This is a genomic window from Myceligenerans xiligouense (assembly GCF_003814695.1).
In the GTDB taxonomy this organism is placed as follows: domain Bacteria; phylum Actinomycetota; class Actinomycetes; order Actinomycetales; family Cellulomonadaceae; genus Myceligenerans; species Myceligenerans xiligouense.
In genome coordinates, this window is sequence record NZ_RKQZ01000001.1 from 3302780 (window position 1) to 3320934 (window position 18155).

Here is an 18155-nt window from a genome sequence, read left to right on the forward strand (position 1 = left end):
CCGCAGCCTATGCGGTGTGGCGTACGGTCTGGTCATGCGTGCGTGGGATGCGATCGATTGGGCGTCGCTGGAACACAACTACGGGTCTGCTGACGACATCCCCGGCCTCTTGGAACGCTGTACATCCGTGGATGGGGACGAGGTCGCGAACGCGATTGCGGAATTGGAGAACGCGCTGTACCACCAGGGCGGATGGATCTGCTCGGCAGCGTCGGCCGCGCTGCCGTTCCTCCTGGACTTCGCCCTCAAACCGGAGACCCACCATCGCGCCGCATTCGTCCACCTCGTGTGGGACCACTGCAACACCTGGCACGAAGTCGACGAGCGGTGGGTCGATGCGGCGTGGCCTGCGGCAGCCGGTTCTGTCGAGCCGCAAGTTCGCGATCTCTTGGCAGACCACGACCCGCGTGTGCGCAGGCCTGCGATCGGAGTGGCTGCCGGGCTGCTGACGCCGCCCACGGCCGAGGTGCTCCTGGTTGATCTGCTGGAGACCGAGCAGGATCAGGCGACACGAATCGATCTGCTCGAGGCCCTGTCCGTCGTGCTCAAGCGTGACGTGGAGCACGCCTCAGCGCGGTCAGTGTTGGAGCGCGTGGCTGCGAGCGACGACCCCCAGTTGCGCATCGCCGCCCTGCTCGCACTCCCTGATGCGGCCGATCGCGCTGGCCGCCTGGTCGATGCCGCGCGAGTCCTGCCCCAGATGGACGCAGAGCCGTGGAAGGAGTCGGCGTCATACGACATCGGACTCGGTGGAGTGCTGTCGGCGATCCTGAACACGGTGCTGCCGAACCAGGATGCCTGCATTCAGCTGTTGACCATGTTCCTCGCGACGCCTCAAGGGTCCCCGGTTCCGGACGAACTCGTCCGGGTAGCCCTGGCTGGATGCGGGCGGTTGGTGTCGCGGCGACGCGACGCGGCCGAAATCGTCGCGACGCTGGTTGGCCCGCACTTGACGTCGCCCGAGGCCGGCACACGCTATACCGCCTGCTACCTACTCGCGTGTGTCGGGGACGCGGCCGCACCGTACGCCAACGACATCGCGCCACTCCTCCAGGACAGGGCTGTCGAGGCAAAGCGGCACGCGCGCAGACCCGTTGCCGCAGCAGCGACATGGGCGCTGGCACGGATCGGCGATGTGCGGTGCCTGCCACCAGTGCGCGACGAACTCGCCGGACGGTCAACGAACCTCACTACGACGAAGTATTCGTCAGGTGGCTCGTACTTCACCGTCTGGGATGTCAGCATCGACGATGTCGTACGCCCACTCCGCGCCCATGCTGACGTACTCCTGCCGGACATCCTCACCGCGATGACCCGCAAAGACCGGCCGTTCCTGACCCTTCGCCTGGCCGAGGTGATCCAGGACTGGGACGTGCGCGGGAGGGCGCCCGCAGGAGTGGTCAGCCTCTTGAAGCATGATGAGATGTGGTGGCACGCCGCCATCGCGATCGGAAGCCTCGGTCGGGTCGCGCGCAGACAGCGCGGGCGCGCGGTACGCCTGCTCGCGCAGCGGGCCGTGGGCGACGACGGCCGCGCCGCCTGGGCATACCGGCGCCTGACGGGGCGTGACGTGTTCAGTGATCAGACGCTGAGCCGGGTGCTGGACGCAGCGATCACAACGAAGAACGATATCGTCGGGATCTCCGCCAACCTGCTGCCGTACGCCGCCACCAGTCCGCTCGCCACGGAACGCGACCTCGCGCGGCTACGGCAACTCACCCAAGAGCACCATGACGCGGTACGTCTGACGGCCGCAGCGGCCCTGTGCCTCCTCACCAGCGGCGCCGAAGGAAGCGATGTCGTCGCCACGATCGCGCAGCAAGGCCAGAGCTGGCCCGCCCGCACAGTCGCCTTCCTACTGCGTCACCTGCGCGGCGTATCGGCCGCGCACGACATCCTCACGCCGGTCGCCCGCGACCTGGCCGAAGGAGACGACCGACCCGGCACCAACGTCGGCTGGCCGGTGATTGCGGAAGACGAACGGTACTCCAAGCACGCACGACACTTCCTCGACCGGCCGGGAGGTGGCCAGAGCCAGTCCCCAGGCCTGCCCTGAAGCACGGAGCGCTGATACGTCGCGATCCGCCTGATGCCAGGATTTCTGCCGGTCCCTGACCCCATCCCACCCTGGCGAGCCGCGCCTCGTCCGATCGAACGTCCAGTACTGCCTGCCGAACCGCCTCGTCACCGATACCTATCCGGCGGGCAACCTGCGTCAGCGTCATCCCCGCATACAAGGCCGCAGCACGAGCCCGCCCATCGGCATCCAGCCACCCACCACCCGGACCGCGGCCCCCTCCCGCCGAGCCAGAACCGAGATCGTGCTCCGATGCACGCCGTACTTCGCGCAGATCTCACGAACCGGCACCCCCCGCCTCATAATCCGCGACCAGCTCGGCCCGCTCCGACGGCCGCGACCGTGTTTGAGACTGCACCCGATTCTTCGCCACCGGACCCCGCGAATCGCACCGATCCGGCGAGCGCCGACCCCTCCTCTCACTCCCCCGAAGCACACGGCGAACAAGCGTTGCCAACGCCGGCCGGATGTTTGAGAATCGCCCAGCAAGGTCCACCTGAGGTTGGATATTCAAGCTCACGAGCACCTGACTATCACGATCAGTGGCGAGCGCCAGCCGCTGGCCGTACGGCAACCGGCCGGTTGAACTCCAGGCGGTTCTCGCCATCCCCGACCAGCACGATGGCTGGCGCGCCATACCCATCACCCTCGAGCGCCACGGGCGGCGTCCACCTCACCACTACGTCCTACGGAGCCGACGGTGGTTCCTGCCGCTCGCCGCCATGACGCCATCGGGCCCGCCGTACCGCCCGGAAGTCGCACTGGAGATCAGCGGCGACACTCAGTGAATCCTCCAACGAGGCCACTACCATCGGCCCGGGATCCAACGGCGGCGAGCCACCCAGATGAGCGATCGCCGCCGACGCGTACCCCGCAGTTCCGAGGACGTCATGGCCGTCGAGGCGCTCGACGAACGACCGCATCCCCGCGACGGCGTCCGGCCCGGCGATCAGCACGCTGACGGTGACCAACGGGCCGGCGGCATGCCCGTCCGGCACAGAGCCCCACGCGTCAACAACCGCCCGGCGTACCTTGCCGACAGGCACGGCCAGCGCGAACCACGCGCCCATGGTCAGTTCGCGCCAGTCCCGGCCCTGCAGAAGCCACTCCACCTGCTCAGCGGTCACTGTCCTGCCCGCTCGGAGCAGCTTGCGCCGGAACCGGCGCGCAGCGCGCGGATCCACCTCAGCTGGGGCCTCTGCCAGGTACATCTTCAGGTAGAAGGGCCGAACGAGCCGTTTGAGCAGCCGGATTTCCGCGCGCGTGTAGTCGTCGGCGGGTGGATCGCGGCGAACGCGAGACGCCCTCATGCGTCGGCGAGAGCACGGTCCGAACGGGAACTCGCGTTCTCGACCCAGCGGACTGCTCCATGAACCGCGCGAAGACCGAACCAGACCGTCGCGATCACCAACCAAGCAGGAACTTCACCCGCCGCGATCCCGACCGACCAGGCCAGCGCCTCGGACGTCGCCATACCGGGCTCCCCCACGGCGAGCACCATCGTGCCGGCCACCACCACGACGACCCACAACAGAATGCTCACCACGACGAACACCAGCACGCGCCGCCGAGACCGGGAGCCAAGACGTGCCGAGACCCCGACGACGAGAAGCGCGAGAACGGTGTAGCCCACGCCCGCAGCCGTCGCCACGACCAGCAGGAACGGCAGAGCCAGCGGCCCACCGGCAGGGGTGTCCGTCACGATCGCCACCACGACCAGAACGACATAGAGCACGAGCGCCAGCACCGGATACACCAGGACGGCGGCAACTCCCCCACCGCCGAAGCACGCCAACGCCACCACCAACGACCCGAACTTCCTGACCATCCGGTCCCTTCTCGGTACCGATTCACTCTCAGCACGCTGACCTCGTGACGAGGAGCCGGGCTTCGCCGAACCGTCCATCAGAGCTTTCCGGCGTGGTACACGAGGCGATGAGTGCCAACGACGGCCCGCACGCACTCATGGACGGTCGGCCCGAGCTGGGGCCAGTCCCAGAACCACAGGCCGAGCGCGGCAAAGGCGAAGTAGTCCTCGTCCCACCGCCACTCCGAGAGCGGAACGCCACTACCGCATCCAGAACATGGATGAGCCGAAGTATCGCCACTCAGCCACACCTCGACGCCGTCGAGCAGACCGTTGGCAACATCCCCGTCGATCCTCCGGTCACATCGCGGACACTGCGCCCAGTCATAGCCACCCTGTCCGCCGTGGAACACGGTTCGCGTGGCATCGATGCGAACACCGTCGGGTGTCCATCGTTCCGACGTAGTGACCGCAGCAGTCCATTCGGGCCCAGGCTCGTGCCCCGGGGCGCCGAACGCAGCACCATCGACAACTTCCGGCAGGATGATCTGCCTCTCAACGAGGCGAGTCACGATCTCGTGAGCAAGAACCGGCGCCTCGTCGTCGGAGGCATCCACATCGGCGATCCACTGGAACCACGTACCCACCGACCGGCTCGCCTCCTCAATCACTCGGCACACGCCCCGACCAGCAGTGAGACCGGAAGGACACGCAGGTCTCACCATAGCGGTAGGCCTGGGTCAGAGCCGGGCCCTTATATGCCCTATCTCAACTCTCCGACCCCCGATTCGGCGCCAATCGAGCCCTTCACCGGACGAGCACCACAACTTCCCAGGCCAAAGCCCTGAACCGATAGCGGTCCAGAATCATGAAAATTGCACCCCTACCCCCCAATTACTCTCCTTGGCCCGGGCTTCGAAAGCAATCAATCTTCTCAGTCACGTCTACATTTTCAAGACGAATGAATTGCTGACCGCCTCTCGACTCCCCCAGCAATGCCGGAACGATATCGACATGTTCAAGGTCTCCGCTTTCAAAATTCAGGCGAAAAAGTTGGAAATGGCCTAAATCGGTGTCTCCGACCGGGATCCACCATGCGCCTCTCCCGCCAACCTCGTCGGCAGTGCCGCTGCGATCCATTTCGCCATATAACTCGCCCGGGTAGATCTTTCTCGCCAAATCCAACGAGAGGCCTTCGGCAACGAATGAGCCGTCCTCTCTTACCTCAATCACACCGCCTGGAGAGCAATTCCAGATTCCGAGGACATCGGCCGGCTCGATAGCGTCCACTGATCGCCCGCAGGCAGAGAGCAGTAAGAGAGACATGAGGACGCCAATAGCTAAAGGGCGATTCTCCATATCACGACCTTGGAGAGATTTGACTAAAGGGATGGATGCATTTCGACCAAGCCGATTCTTTGGTCATCGGCGACAAGCGTCCGGGTCCGCCCGGCCACAACATGCCCGTGGGGTCGGTGAAGGTGGTGGGGTTGTTGTGGCTGTAGGCGTAGCCGTTCCACTGTTGTGGGTCGGTCAGGTCCATCACGGGGTCCACGAAGATGATTGCGGGGCACGTCAGTGCCGGACGCGGGCGCGGGAGCGGGCCACACCGGCAAGCGTGGCTCGTACGGGTGTGCCGAGATAGATCCCCAGCGAGGCACCCGAGGCCAGGCCCACGGCGATCGACGCCGCCAGTACGAGGGAGCTCGTCCCGGCGCCTGGCGCATCGGCCTGCACCATACCGAGCAGCCCGTAGAACACGGCACCGCCAGGTACGAGCGGCACGATGGCCGCCGTCGTGACCGCGACGGACGGGACGTGCAGCCGGTGCGCGACCATGATTCCGACGAAGCTGGCCAGCAGCGCCGCGACGCCGCTCGCGGCGGCCTCGTGCAGGTCCAGCGTCACCGTGAACGCGTGACCGAGTATCGCGATCATGCCCAGCACACCGCTGACGGCGATGATGCGCGCACCGGCACCGTTGAACAGAGCGACGGCGATCGCGATGATGACGGCTCCTGCGAGCTGGTTCGGCAGCGGGCCGAATGCCGGCGGCGCGTCCGGCAAGGACATCCGGAATCCGAGCACGCTGCCGAACTCGAGCCCGATCAGAATTCCCACGACCAGGCCCACGGTCTGCAGCGTGAGGTCGAGGATGCGGCCGGCCGCCGTGAGCGCGAACCCGTCGATGGCGTCCTGCGCCGCGCCGACCACCGTGAGTCCGGAGAGCATCAGGACGATCCCGGACGCCACGATGATGGACGGACGCACCCCTGTGAACGGCTCGAAGCCCGCGGTGATGAGAGCGGACACGGCCACTGCGACCGCCGTGGTCACGAACGCCCCGGCGATCTGGCTGAAGAACGAGGGCACCCGGAGCCGTGCCAGCCCCGCCTGGGTCGCCGCGGCTCCCAGCGCGGCGACGAAGGTGAGCCCCAGGAGCACCGCGGACCCTCCGGCAAGGATGCTCACGCCGACTGCGAGCAGAGCGCGGGCGACCACGACGACCGGCGCCTTGTACCTGAACGGCACACGACGGATGGCCCGGAACCTGATGCGGGCCTCCTCGAGATCTTTGCCGTCGGTGATCTCGACGATCAGCGCCTGCAGACGCTGCAGCTTCGTATGGTCCGGCGCCGCCACCCGCACCACACGGAGCAGCGTGTGCGGCCAGCCCTCACCGCCGCGGTGGTACGAGACGGCGATCGAGCTGTAGGTCACGTCCACGTGGACGCCCTCGAGTCCGTACGCACCTGCCACGCGCGTGATCGCGAGCGTCACCTCGTGCGCCGACGCTCCGACCGCGAACATCGACTCCCCGATCCGCATGGCGAGGTCCAGCGCCCGGAGCATCCAGGCGTCGTCGAGGATCGGGATCGGTTCGGTGATCGCCTCCGGCGAATCGCTACGCAGCACCCTGTCTATCGAGGAGAACAGGCGCCTGTGGGGTTGCTGAGGCATACGCCCATTCTGCGGGTGGGATCAACCGGTAGTGCGCGCTGCGCCGACCGATGACCTGGGCCGGCGTCATCAACCACCTGTCATACCCTGCGATGGTGCTGCCCGAACCGACCGCGCGTCTGCGGTTTCGCGAGATGTCCGACGACGACCTGGACCACATGGCTGCGCTCCTCGGAGACCCCGAGGTGATGCGGTTCTATCCCGCGCCGAAGAACCGCGCTCAGGCGCAGTCGTGGATCGACTGGAACGTGCAGAACTACGCGTTGCACGGCTTCGGGCTATGGGTCGTGGAGACGCACGACGGGGAGTTCGTCGGGGACTGCGGTCTGACGTGGCAGACCGTTGGCGGAGAACGGCACGTCGAGGTCGGCTACCACGTGCGGGCGGAACTGCAGGGGCGAGGATTCGCGACCGAAGCTGCGGCAGCGTGCCGGGACGCGGCGCGCGCAGGGGGTATCGGGCATCTGGTCGCGATCATCCACCCGCGGAACGTGCCGTCGCAGCGCGTCGCGCAGAAGCTCGGGCTGACGCTGGAGAGATCCGTACCGCATGGAGAGGGCGAGGCCCTGATCTTCAGTGCTGACCTGGACCGAGCAACCAGGTCGTAGGTCAGGCTGAGCCCCCCCGCACCTCCGCCGGCTTGACGGGCCAGGGACCACCGCGAGGCGGACAGCCCGTCCTCGAAGAGACGCGACGCGCCCCCACCGCCGACCACATCGGGAACCAGGGGATCTCGAGGTGGTCGATCGCGTCCGCGGCCAGAGCGCTTTGATCCCCCTGACGGGGCTGTTCTCCCACGGCGCGTCGGCCAACGTCGTCAACAGCACCACCTTCTCGGTCGCTACGAGCCACCGCGCGTAGGTCACCTCCCGGGGATCGGCGCCGTCGGCTCCGATCATGCTCGGCCAGAAGCCTAGGAAGCCTTCGGTGTTGGACCGGCCCCGGAACACCGTCGTCGACGGGACCACGAACCGGGCCATGTGGTCGCGCGCGACGTCACTCAGGGTGTACGGGACGATCGCGGCCAGGTCGGCCGGAGCGCCCGGGCCTCAGTAGCAGCCTTCAAGCGTCAGGCTGATGTTCGCGACGCCCCAGGGGCGGCAGGGGTGGACGAGCTCCTTGCTCCTCAGAGCAGCGGTTGGGAGACTTGGCCTGCGGAAACGTCGGGCGGACGGAGGAGCGGGTTGGACGACTTGCGGAAGCAGGTGTCGCTCGACGGTCTGGTCGTGCTGCCCCAGATCGGCGAGGCCGAGTTCCTGCGGACCGCCTGGTCGCTCGGAAGGCCACATCCGCATCCGGATGCCGAGGCGTCCGGCCGGACTGTGATCCGGCCGGACGGCCGAGCGGGAGTGCCAGGTTTGGGGTTCACGTTCTCGGGCCTGACGCCGCACACGGACCGGTCGCGCCACCCGCACCCGCCACGGTTCCTCGGCATCCATCTCGTCCGCCAGGACGCCGCGACGGGCGGGTTCCCGCGGTTCGTCGATCTGAATCTGGTGACCGCGAACTTCGAGGACCAGGACCTGGACCGGCTGTGGCTGAAGGAGTTGGACGGGCCCGGCACTCTGCCCATTCAGCTCGGGCACGGGTCAGGCTTCCGGTACCGGGACGACGACGTGTGGGCCCTGGACGGTCCAGCCAACCTGGTCGGCGAGTTCCGGCGTCGTGTGGACCTGGCGGTCCAGACGGTCGACTGGCTGCGCAGTGGTGACGCCTACCTGGTGGACAACCACCGCTACGCGCACGGCCGGACGCCGATCGCGTCGCCGGATCGCATCGCGGTGCGCGTCCTGATCGACGCGTCCCACACCGGCCCGACCGGCACGGCTTCGGCTTCAGGACCTGCCTCGTGACGCCGACTCTGCCGGCCTGGACGAGCCCCACCTTCGCCGAGGACATCCGCCGCACAACCCTGCGCGAGTACGACGTGGACGAGCTCCTGACGATGCTGCGGGACATGTCGAACGAGCACGACGTGCGCTTCTCCTGCTTGTACGCGATCCTCCAGGCCTTGCACCGTCAGGACCGGGACATCGACTACGGCCGGCTGGTGGACGAGTACGAAAACGAGTTCGGCGACAACCCGTATTTCCACACCTTCCGTGCCACCCGCCTGATCGGTGACCGTACTTCCGGCGCGAACCTCGCCCGCGCACTGCGCCACAGTGAGCGCGCCATCAAGGTCTTGGACGACCGGGCGGGCGTGTGGCATCAGTACGCCGCGATCGCCGCCGACCTCGGCGAGGTGGAGCCCGCCCGTCTCACCGCGGCGATCCTGGAACGCGCGCTGGTACGTGTGGAGAACGCGATGAGCATGTCCAACCGGGACAACCCCAACTTTCATTTCACCCGCGCCCGGCTACTACAACTGGACGGGCAGGTCGAGGAGGCTCTGTCCGAGGTCCAGATCGCCATACACCGCCAGCGCGCCGACCTGCCTGGCGACGAACGCCGGCTCGCTCGCTTCGAGGGCCTGCGCGCCCGGCTGCTCGTGGAACGTCAGGGCCACAGGCTCCTGTACGAGATCGGCCAAGCCCGCCGAGATCTCGAAGGGTCTCGCTCTGACCAGGTCCAACTCCTGGGCGTACTCGCCGCGGTCATCGCGCTGATCACCGCGGCGGTCACGATCGCCACCCAGCTGACCGTGGACGAAGCGATCCCGTTGCTCATCGCCGCCACCAGTAGCGTCACCCTCGCGTTCTCCTGTTTGCTGTGGGCGGGAGGCATCGCCAAACCCGCACGCCTGATCCCCGGGTTCGTGCTCGGCACGCTCCTGATGCTCGGCGCACTGCACCTGACCGGTCAGATCGACCTGACATGGTGGATCTGACCTGCCCAACCACACTCCCAGCCCATCAGCCCTACGACGACAGGCCCGCCCCGCATGACGACCACCGGACTCCAACTCCTGGACACCGCCACCAGCAAGGGCGAGGGCGACATGAACGAGGACCTGGCAGGCGGCACCGGCCCGTACGCGTGGATGTTCGACGGCGCCACTGACATGCCTCCCACTTTCTGCCCCCAACCTCATGTCACGGGCGCGTACTGGCTCGCACACCACGGCAATACCTGGCTCCGCGAGCACGCCCGCGACCAGGAGCCCCATGCACTGCTGTCCGAACTGGCCACAAGGGTCGGCGCGACCCTACGAGGCCGCGGGATGCCCGACGGCGCGCTACCCCCTGCCGCCTCCCTGGCCATCACCCGCGTGACCGGCGACCGGCTCACCGCTGCCGTCGTCGGCGACATCGCCGTATACAACATCACCCACAAGGACCTGCTGCTGGACACCCGGTTCGCACGCAACGAACGGACCGCTGTCGCACAACACGTCCGCACCGACGGCGGCAGGTCCGACGAAAGTCGCGCCGCGCAGGTCGACGGCATCGTCGGCCGGCGTCGCGCCGACCTGGCTGGCCGCAACGGTCCGTGGATCCTCGGTGACAACCCCGCCGTCGGAACCGGAGCCCTACGCCGCGACTGGCCGATGGCCTACGACGACCTGGTCCTGCTCGCCACCGACGGCTTCGCCCGCGCCGTCACGGATTACGAGATCGCCACTTCTTGGGCAGACCTGGCTGGCATGATCCTCACCCACGGCATCCAGCACCTCATCGAGCGGATCCGTGACGTCGAAGCGCGCGCCGAGCCCACCACGTTCTTCAAGAAGTCCGACGACGCCTGCGCGGCTCTCTACCGCTGCGCCTGACCGAATAGGCCCCGACCGTGCTCAACACCCGCTCCGACGCCGAGCCCTACCTGATCGAACGCAATCCCGGCTACTTCGAGTACCAGCTCCCCATCTCGGTCAAAGCCGTCATCGCTTGGGGCAACCGACTGCCGCTGCTGAAGAACGAGCGTGACGAGTGGGAACTCCCCGGCGGCAAGCTCGAACTCGGCGAAACTCCCGCTCGGACACTCGCCCGCGAGATCCGCGAAGAACTCGGCTGGGACACGTCCGTCACCGATCCGTACCATGCGTGGGTCTACCGGATCCGGCCCGACCGGCACGTCTTCGTCCTGACCTATCTCGCCCGCTACGACGGCGACACTCCACCCGCCTACTCCCACGAACACAAAGAGCTCGTCCTCGTCCATCCCGCCGACGTCGACGCACTCACCATGCCCCAGGACTACAAGACGGCCATCCACCAGGCCGTCGATCGCGGGCACTTCGCCTGAACCGTGCATCTGTTGTCCAGCACGGCACCGGCCCACCGGTGCGGCTTCATCGCGATGGTCGGCGCGGCAATGGCGCCTCACGCCGATCCACCCCGCGCGCACCGAACGGGTGGGTCAGGACTCCTTCTGACCCACCCGTCGCGCTCCGCGGCTGTCGGACTCGTCCTTGCCTGCCCCAGGACCCGTCACTCCGCGGGACGGCGCCTGCCCGGCACGGTCAGCCCACGTCTCCGCGCCACCCACCGGTCTCGACGCCGCGCGACTCGATGTACTCCTTGAAGCGCTCGAGGTCACCCTGGACGCGGCGCTCGTCGGCGTTCACGACGTCGGCGACCTTCTCGATCGCGCTGTCGGGCTGCCACTCGAGCTGCACGGTGACCCTGGACTGGGCGTCGTTGAGCCGGTGGAAGGTGACCGCACCGGCCTGAGCGGGTCCGGACAGGCTCTTCCAGGCCACACGCTCGTCCGGGTGCTGCTCGGTGATCTCGGCGTCGAACTCGCGCTCCACGCCGGCCACGCGCGTCTTCCAGTGCGTGTGGGTCTGGTCGAGCTGACGGATCTCCTGGACCCCCTCCATGAACCGGGGGAACTCCTCGAACTGCGTCCACTGGTTGTACGCCGTTCGCACCGGGACATCGACGTCGACGGACTTCGTGATGCTGGCCACGATCCGCTCCTTTCTCTCGGGTCCTTCCACCGTGGACCCGTGCCGGGCCACTCGCTCGTCGAAGGTTCACGGGCGCCACCGGCGACGCGGATCGCGCCCGAGACCTCGTACGACGCGACGTCAGCCCAGTTCCTCCGCCAGCGCGACGATGACGCCCGCCGGACCCCGCAGGTAGCAGAGGCGGTAGACGTCCTCGTACTGCTCCAGCTCTCCGACGAGCTCCGCGCCGTGAGCCCGCATCCGGGCGACGGTGGCGTCGATGTCGTCGACGGCGAACATGACGCTGCGCAGGCCCAGCGTGTTGGGCGGCGGGTTGTCGGCGCCGGCGCCGACCGCCGCCGGGGAACGGAACCTGGTCAGTTCGAGCCGGCCGTGGCCGTCCGGCGTCCGCATCATCGCGATGTCGACGCGGACGCCGTCCAGCCCGTTGACCCGGTCCACCCAGGGCCCTTCGACCGGCGCCTCACCCTCCAGTTCCATCCCGAGTTCCGCGAAGAACGCGACGGCTTCGCCGAGGTCGTCGACGACCACGCTCACGTGGTGCATCTGCTGGATCGTCACGATGGTTCTCCTCCTTCGTCGTCGGCCAGGTCACGGCCGCTGTACTCCGGGGACGGAACAGGCTCCGGATCCTCGACACGAACGCCCGGCCCGCGGCGGGAGGCTCCACTCCGCGGAGGGTCCGCCGGCTCTCCCCTCACGGCGCCTCCGCCCGCTGGTGGTCGCGGCGCGCGTCGCGATCGAAGATCCCCAGGATCTCGCACGGACCGCCGTCGGCGCCGATCGCGTGGGGAAGCATGGTCGGGAACTCCGCGGCCTGGTTCGTCTCGATGCGGTAGCGGCGCGTGCCGAGCAGGAGGACCGCCGTTCCGGAGAGCACGACGAGCCACTCCTGGCCGGGGTGCGCGCGCAGGCGTGACGGGTTGTCCGGGGGCGGGTTCGTCATGCGCTGGCGCACCACGGTCATGCCGGGGTCGGCCTTGACGGCCCACCGCAGGATCCCGCGGCTGCCTTCGATGGTGGGGTTGACGACGACGTCGTCCGAGGCGGTCTCGACGAGCTGGTCGAGCGTGGTGTCGAAGGCGCGGGCCAGGATGACGAGCTGGTCGAGCGCGAGGCGTCGCTGCCCGTTCTCGATCCTGGACAAGGTGGACTGGCTCATGCTGGCACGGCTCGCCAGCTCCTCCAGGGACCATCCCCGCGCCACGCGCAGAGCGCGGATGCGCTTGCGTACCAGGCCCTCGACCTCACCATCGCCTTGCGTCATGAGCAAGACTCTATGCGCCAGACGCCATCCTTGCCTAGCGTCGGTCTCCATGAAGACCAACGATCCAGCACCAGAACCGGCGGGCCTCGGCGGCGGCGCACCCGGAGACCCGGACATGCCGGGCAGCCGGCAACTGCGGACGATCCTCGTCGCGGTGTGCGTCGCGCTGATGGCGGTCATCGCCTCCGTCTCGGGACTGAACGTCGCCCAGCCCGACCTCGCCGTCGACTTCGGCGCGTCCCAGACCACCGTCCTGTGGTTCATCAACGTCTACACCCTGACTCTGGCCGCCCTGCTGCTTCCGCTCGGCGCCGTGGGCGACCGCGTCGGTCGCAAGCCCATGCTCGTCGTCGGCCTGGTCGTCTTCGGCGTCGCGAGTGCCGCGGCCGGTCTGGCGCCGTCGTCGGAGATCATGCTCGCCGCCCGGATGCTCAGCGGTGTCGGCGCGGCCGTCATCATGCCGATCACGCTGGCGGTGATCACCTCCACCTTCCCGGACGACAAGCGCGGGCAGGCGATCGGCATCTGGACCGGCGTCGCCGGAGGCGGCGGCATCCTCGGCATGTTCCTCTCCGCGGTCCTGGTCGACGTCGCCAGCTGGCGCTGGCTGTTCGCCCTGCCGGTCGCGCTGATCGTGGTGGCGCTCGTCATGACGTTGCGCTCCGTCCCGAACTCCCGCGAACGCCACGACGCCGGCTTCGACACCATCGGCGCCCTGACGTCGGTCGTCGCCGTGAGCAGCTTCATCATCGTGCTCCAGGAAGGCCCCGAACGTGGCTGGAGCGACGCGGTGACCGTCGCGGGACTCGTCGTCGGACTGGTCTCGACGTCCGCCTTCGTGGTCTGGGAGCTCCGTCGCGGCGCGGCGGCCCTCCTGGACGTGAGACTTTTCGGCACGCGCGGCCTGTCGGCCGGTTCCGTGGTGCTCCTGGTGGTTTTCGGCGTGCAGGCCGGAGTCTTCGTGGTGCTCTTCCTGTTCCTCCAGTCGGTGGTCGGCTGGTCCGCGCTCCTGTCCACGCTCGCGATGATGCCGATGGCGGTGCTGATGATGGTGGCGTCCGCGCTGGCGCCCCGCCTGTCCTCGCGCTTCGGCGCCCGCGTGTCCATGGGCGCGGGGATCCTGCTGTTCGCCGCCGGCCTCGCGGCCATGGCGGGCACCGTGTCCGTCGACGGCGGCTACCCGTCGATCCTTCCGGGCATGCTCGCGATGGGTGTCGGCATGGGCCTGGCGATGACTCCCTCGACCGAGTCCATCACCAGCTCACTCCCCCGCGAACGTCAAGGGGTGGCCTCGGCGCTGAACGACGTGACCCGCGAGCTGGGCACCGCACTGGGTGTGGCGCTGCTCGGCGGGCTGCTCACGGCCGGGTACCGCGACGCCGTCGAGGACACCATGGAGAGCGTCCCCCCGCGACTCGCCGATGCCGCCCTCCAGGGCATCGCCCCCGCCGTCGAGGCAGCCGGCGACGCCGGCGAGCAGCACGTTCTCGAACTGGCGCAGCAGGCCTTCGTCCAGGGGTGGCAGTCGGCCATGTGGGCCGGCGTCGCCGTCATGGGGGCGCTCTTCCTCTATGTCGTGCTCCGCGGACCGCGACACGGGACGGGCCCTGGGCCGGATACCACCGACGACGCCGTCGTCCGGCCGTCGCAACCGGCGACACGGAGCGCCCTCGGCGCCGAGAGCGCCGCGAGCGGCGGGTGACCCCGCCGGACCCCACGGCTCGCCATCGACCTGTGGCCCGTCGTGGCCTGCCTGACCTCGCGAGCCGCCGGGCCTTCCAGGTCCGCTACGCTGCCGTGCGGCACGATTGCCGGAACTTCCACCTGCTCTAGGAGCGCCATGGAGAAGGTCGTCATCACGGGCATGGGCTCGTTCAGCCCGATCGGGAAGAACGTCGCCGAGTTCGAGGAGAGCTTGTTCGCGGGCCGCCACGGCATCGCCACCATCGACCACTTCGACACCACCGACATCGCCGTGCGCGTCGGCGCCCGGATCACGGACTACGAACCCGAGCAGCACTTCCCGGCGAACCAGGTGTGGCGGCTGGACACCTACAGCCAGTACGGGATGATCGCCGCGCGGGAAGCCGTCCACGAGTCGGGGATCCTCGACGACGTCGACCCGTACCGGTTCGGCGTCTTCATGAGCAGCGGTTTCGGCGGGATCGGCACCGTCCTGGAGGAGCACCGGACGCTGCTCGAGCAGGGGCCTCGGCGCGTCTCGTCGATGCTCGTCCCCAAGTGGATCGGGAACATGCTCTCCGGCCTCGTGGCGATCGAGCACGGCGCGCACGGGTCCGCCGTCGCGCACGTCGCCGCCTGCGCGTCGAGCGCGATGAGCATCGGCGAGGGGATGCGCGCCATCCGGCACGGGTACGCCGACGCCGTGATCTGCGGCGGCGGGGAGGGCATCGCGCAGAAGCTCGCCGTCGTCGGCTTCCAGAACCTGCGCGCGCTGAGCACCGAGGCGGACCCGGACCGCGCGTGCCTCCCGTTCGACAGGCATCGCTCCGGCTTCGTGATGGGCGAGGGCGGGGCGGCGCTCGTCCTCGAGAGCGAGTCCCACGCGAAGGCCCGCGGTGCGACCATCCACGCCGAGGTCTCGGGCTACGGCACCACGAACGACGCCTCCCACGTCACGGCGCCGGCCAAGGACGGCGAGGCCGTCGACCGCGCGATCACCGACGCCCTCGCCGAGGCCGGTGCCCGGGACGAGACCGTGCATGTCAACGCGCACGGCACGGGAACGCCCAAGAACGACCGTCTCGAGGCCGCCGCGATCGAGCGGATCCTCGGCGGCAAGGCGGTCGTGTCGTCGACCAAGTCGATGACCGGGCACCTCCTCGGTGCCGCCGGTGCGACCGAGGCCGTCGCGGCCGTCCTCGCGCTGCGGCGGCAGGCCGTCCCGCCGACGGTCGGTACCTCGGAACTCGACGACGACGTGCGGATCGACGTCGTGCACGGCGCGGCGCGCCCGGTGATGCTGGATCGCGCGCTGTCCCTGTCGCTCGGCTTCGGCGGTCACAACACCTGTCTGGTCCTCGACCGCGCGGACGGCTGACGCCCCGGCGTCCCCGGCCGGCGGACCGCGTCCGGCCCGGTGCGCCGTCGGTCAGGGGTGGCCTCTCCGGCACGCTGCCGCCCGTCGGAACCACTCGGCCCACCGAACAGCGGCGGGTGGTCCCGGTCCTCCGACCAGCCTCCGGGCTCCGGGCCCGGCCGCAGGTACCGGACCCGGAGCCCAGAGGCCGGCTGGTCCTCCCGCAGGCCCTCCGCGCTGATGCTGAGCAGGAATCCCGAGCGGTCCGCCGCCGTGAGGACGTCGGTCGCCGCGACGGTGTCCACCTCGCCCAACGGCGTGGACAGACCGCGGCCCGACCTCTTCACGACGGCCTCCTTCCGCGTCCACAGCGGGCTGAGGTCGTCGGCGCGCAGGAGCTCACCCCGCAGGTGACGCTCGCCCGGCGCGGCGATGGTCTCGAACAGCCGGTCGTCGAACGGCACGCGCGACTGCACGTCGACCCCCACGGGGACGGGGGACAGCGCGCACACGCACACCGACGCGTCGTGGGACAGGTTGAAGTGCCACCCGTCGACACCGCGGAAGCGAGGCTTGCCGCGCTCCCCGCGGACGACGTCGGGCAGCGGGCCCCCGACACGCCGTCGCCAGAGGTACTGGAGCAGCGAGAACACGACGACGCTCGCGTCGCGGTCCGCCTTCCGCCGGTAGCGGTCCGCCCGCTCCCGCCGGCTGACCGGCAGGCTCGCGCGGAGCCGCCGGAACGCCGCCTCGTCCAGACCGTCCGACCTCGCGATCACGAGGTCGATCACCTCGCCGTCCGAGCGCGTGACGGCACGGTTCACTCGCCGGCGTGATCCAGGACGAGGCACGCGTTGTGCCCGCCGAATCCGAGGGACAGCGAGACCGCGCGGGAGAACTCCGCGCTCCGGGACCCGCCGTGCACGACGTCGACCTGGATGTCCTCGTCGAGTTCCGTGGTCCCCACGGTCGGCGGAACCCGCTGCTCGCGCAGCGCCAGCACCGACGCGACCGCCTCGACCGCACCGGCGGCGCCCAGGAGGTGTCCGGTCATGGACTTCGTCGACGACACCACGGCCTTGCCCCCGAGCATGCGCGCGATCGCCGCGGACTCGAGCCGGTCGTTCTTGACCGTGCTGGTGCCGTGCGCGTTCACGTAGAGGGTCTCGTCCCGGGAGCCGGCGTCCGCGATCGCGTCGGCGATCGCGCGGTCGACCGACTCGCCGTGCTGGGCCGGTGCGGTCATGTGCGCGGCGTCGTCGGTCAGGCCGTAGCCGGAGACCTCGGCGAGGATCGTGGCGCCCCGGGCCTTCGCGTGCGACTCGCTCTCGAGCACGAGGGCGCCGGCGCCCTCCCCCATGACGAAGCCGGACCGTTGCCGGTCGAACGGCAGGCACGCGCGGTCCGGGTCCGCCTCGGTGGTGAGGGCGCGCACGTTCTGGAAGCCGGACACGATCAGCTTCTGGGTGGCGGCCTCCCCGCCACCGCAGATGACGGCGTCGACGTACCCGTGCCGGATGGCGCGCATCCCCTCGCCGATGCTCACCGCGCTCGCCGCGCAGGCGGCGCCGTGCGCGGCCGCCGGGCCCCGGGCGCCGGTGTCGATCGCGACCAGCCCCGACAGGAGGTTGCCGAGGAACTTGGGGACCGTGAGCGGCGAGACCTTCCCGGGCCCCTGCCGCTCCATGGTCGCGTACTCCCCGAGGAGGGTGCCGGTCCCGCCGAACGACGTCGTCAGGTAGACGCCGAGCCGGTACGGGTCGACGTCGCCGAGGATCCCCGACTCGTGGACGGCTTCCCGCGCGGCGATCATCCCGTACTGGCTGTAGGTGTCCATGCGGTGCGCGTCGCGCTCGGAGAAGTACTCCTGGGCGTCGTAGTCCTTGACCGGGGCGTTCACCCGCACGGCCAGGTCCGAGGCGTCGAAGTGGTCGATGGTGGCGATCCCGTGCCGGCCGGCGAAGAGGTTCTCCGCGAACTCCGCGACGGTCTTTCCGATCGGGCTGATCACGCCCATACCTGTGATGACGACCTTTTCCATGATTCTCCCCTGGTCGGATGGTGCGAGTACGCGTTCGCCGGGCACGGACCCGGGATTCGCCCGCCTGAGGGCACAGCGAGGTAGCACCGCGGCGACGGCTGAGGCACTGC

General features: G+C 69.0%; 20 protein-coding genes. 9 read left to right on the forward strand and 11 right to left on the reverse strand.

What is annotated here, in order from left to right; genetic code table 11:
* The first annotated feature begins 16 nt into the window (after nt 1-16).
* Entirely contained in the window at nt 17-2056 is a 2040-nt protein-coding gene (locus EDD34_RS14430; protein ID WP_123815195.1) for a hypothetical protein, read from the forward strand.
* Between the two features lie 707 nt (nt 2057-2763).
* On the opposite strand, the gene EDD34_RS14435 is transcribed toward EDD34_RS14430, so the two are convergent.
* From EDD34_RS14435 to EDD34_RS14460, 6 genes are all read right to left on the reverse strand, one after another.
* Nucleotides 2764-3387 (reverse strand): DUF6000 family protein, encoded by a 624-nt coding sequence (locus EDD34_RS14435; RefSeq protein ID WP_123815196.1) that lies wholly within the window; start codon nt 3385-3387, stop codon nt 2764-2766.
* Nucleotides 3384-3905 carry a hypothetical protein gene (locus tag EDD34_RS14440; protein WP_123815197.1) on the reverse strand — a complete coding sequence of 174 codons (522 nt, stop codon included), beginning with the start codon at nt 3903-3905 and terminating at the stop codon, nt 3384-3386. Before EDD34_RS14440 ends, EDD34_RS14435 begins: the two co-directional genes overlap by 4 nt.
* Nucleotides 3906-3982: 77 nt before the next feature.
* Nucleotides 3983-4531 (reverse strand): hypothetical protein, encoded by a 549-nt coding sequence (locus tag EDD34_RS14445; protein WP_123815198.1) that lies wholly within the window; start codon nt 4529-4531, stop codon nt 3983-3985.
* Between the two features lie 247 nt (nt 4532-4778).
* Nucleotides 4779-5243, reverse strand: coding sequence for a hypothetical protein (locus EDD34_RS14450; RefSeq protein WP_123815199.1), 465 nt, complete (start codon nt 5241-5243; stop codon nt 4779-4781).
* 1 nt (nt 5244) lies between these two features.
* On the reverse strand, nt 5245-5427 hold the full coding sequence (locus tag EDD34_RS14455; protein WP_123815200.1) for an RHS repeat-associated core domain-containing protein: 183 nt from the start codon (nt 5425-5427) through the stop codon (nt 5245-5247).
* 32 nt (nt 5428-5459) lie between these two features.
* The gene (locus tag EDD34_RS14460) at nt 5460-6800 is read right to left on the reverse strand and encodes a threonine/serine exporter family protein (RefSeq protein WP_246012446.1); all 1341 of its coding nucleotides are present in this window, start codon (nt 6798-6800) and stop codon (nt 5460-5462) included.
* Between the two features lie 137 nt (nt 6801-6937).
* Between EDD34_RS14460 and EDD34_RS14465 the strand changes: the two genes are divergently transcribed.
* The 6 genes from EDD34_RS14465 to EDD34_RS14490 all read left to right on the forward strand — a co-directional run bounded on the left by EDD34_RS14465 (nt 6938) and on the right by EDD34_RS14490 (nt 11030).
* On the forward strand, nt 6938-7453 hold the full coding sequence (locus EDD34_RS14465; RefSeq protein WP_170177087.1) for a GNAT family N-acetyltransferase: 516 nt from the start codon (nt 6938-6940) through the stop codon (nt 7451-7453).
* Nucleotides 7454-7583: 130 nt separating this feature from the next.
* Nucleotides 7584-7706 carry a hypothetical protein gene (locus EDD34_RS21410; RefSeq protein WP_281277764.1) on the forward strand — a complete coding sequence of 41 codons (123 nt, stop codon included), beginning with the start codon at nt 7584-7586 and terminating at the stop codon, nt 7704-7706.
* A gap of 323 nt (nt 7707-8029) precedes the next feature.
* Nucleotides 8030-8698 (forward strand): TauD/TfdA family dioxygenase, encoded by a 669-nt coding sequence (locus EDD34_RS14475; RefSeq protein WP_170177088.1) that lies wholly within the window; start codon nt 8030-8032, stop codon nt 8696-8698.
* The gene (locus EDD34_RS14480) at nt 8695-9675 is read left to right on the forward strand and encodes a tetratricopeptide repeat protein (protein WP_123815204.1); all 981 of its coding nucleotides are present in this window, start codon (nt 8695-8697) and stop codon (nt 9673-9675) included. Before EDD34_RS14475 ends, EDD34_RS14480 begins: the two co-directional genes overlap by 4 nt.
* 54 nt (nt 9676-9729) lie before the next feature.
* A complete protein-coding gene (locus tag EDD34_RS14485) occupies nt 9730-10557 on the forward strand; it encodes a hypothetical protein (protein WP_123815205.1) in 828 nt (275 codons plus the stop codon).
* Nucleotides 10558-10574: 17 nt separating this feature from the next.
* Entirely contained in the window at nt 10575-11030 is a 456-nt protein-coding gene (locus EDD34_RS14490) for an NUDIX hydrolase (protein WP_211341594.1), read from the forward strand.
* Between the two features lie 217 nt (nt 11031-11247).
* Here the strand turns inward: EDD34_RS14490 and EDD34_RS14495 are convergent, their stop codons facing one another.
* The 3 genes from EDD34_RS14495 to EDD34_RS14505 all read right to left on the reverse strand — a co-directional run bounded on the left by EDD34_RS14495 (nt 11248) and on the right by EDD34_RS14505 (nt 12964).
* Nucleotides 11248-11697 (reverse strand): SRPBCC family protein, encoded by a 450-nt coding sequence (locus EDD34_RS14495; RefSeq protein ID WP_211341595.1) that lies wholly within the window; start codon nt 11695-11697, stop codon nt 11248-11250.
* Between the two features lie 120 nt (nt 11698-11817).
* The gene (locus EDD34_RS14500; protein ID WP_211341596.1) at nt 11818-12258 is read right to left on the reverse strand and encodes a VOC family protein; all 441 of its coding nucleotides are present in this window, start codon (nt 12256-12258) and stop codon (nt 11818-11820) included.
* A gap of 136 nt (nt 12259-12394) precedes the next feature.
* Nucleotides 12395-12964: a helix-turn-helix domain-containing protein gene (locus EDD34_RS14505; RefSeq protein ID WP_123815206.1), complete on the reverse strand. Its 570-nt coding sequence runs from the start codon at nt 12962-12964 to the stop codon at nt 12395-12397.
* Between the two features lie 49 nt (nt 12965-13013).
* Here EDD34_RS14505 and EDD34_RS14510 point away from each other — a divergent pair, with 49 nt between their 5' ends.
* Nucleotides 13014-14666, forward strand: coding sequence for a DHA2 family efflux MFS transporter permease subunit (locus tag EDD34_RS14510; protein ID WP_123815207.1), 1653 nt, complete (start codon nt 13014-13016; stop codon nt 14664-14666).
* A 138-nt stretch (nt 14667-14804) separates the two neighbouring features.
* Complete coding sequence (locus EDD34_RS14515) at nt 14805-16025, forward strand: beta-ketoacyl-[acyl-carrier-protein] synthase family protein (protein ID WP_123815208.1); 1221 nt, start codon at nt 14805-14807, stop codon at nt 16023-16025.
* Here the strand turns inward: EDD34_RS14515 and EDD34_RS14520 are convergent.
* Nucleotides 15986-16828 (reverse strand): 4'-phosphopantetheinyl transferase family protein, encoded by an 843-nt coding sequence (locus EDD34_RS14520; RefSeq protein ID WP_170177089.1) that lies wholly within the window; start codon nt 16826-16828, stop codon nt 15986-15988. The two genes, EDD34_RS14515 and EDD34_RS14520, sit on opposite strands and share 40 nt — an antisense overlap.
* On the reverse strand, nt 16825-18045 hold the full coding sequence (locus tag EDD34_RS14525; protein WP_123815209.1) for a beta-ketoacyl-[acyl-carrier-protein] synthase family protein: 1221 nt from the start codon (nt 18043-18045) through the stop codon (nt 16825-16827). Before EDD34_RS14525 ends, EDD34_RS14520 begins: the two co-directional genes overlap by 4 nt.
* Nucleotides 18046-18155: the final 110 nt, after the last annotated feature.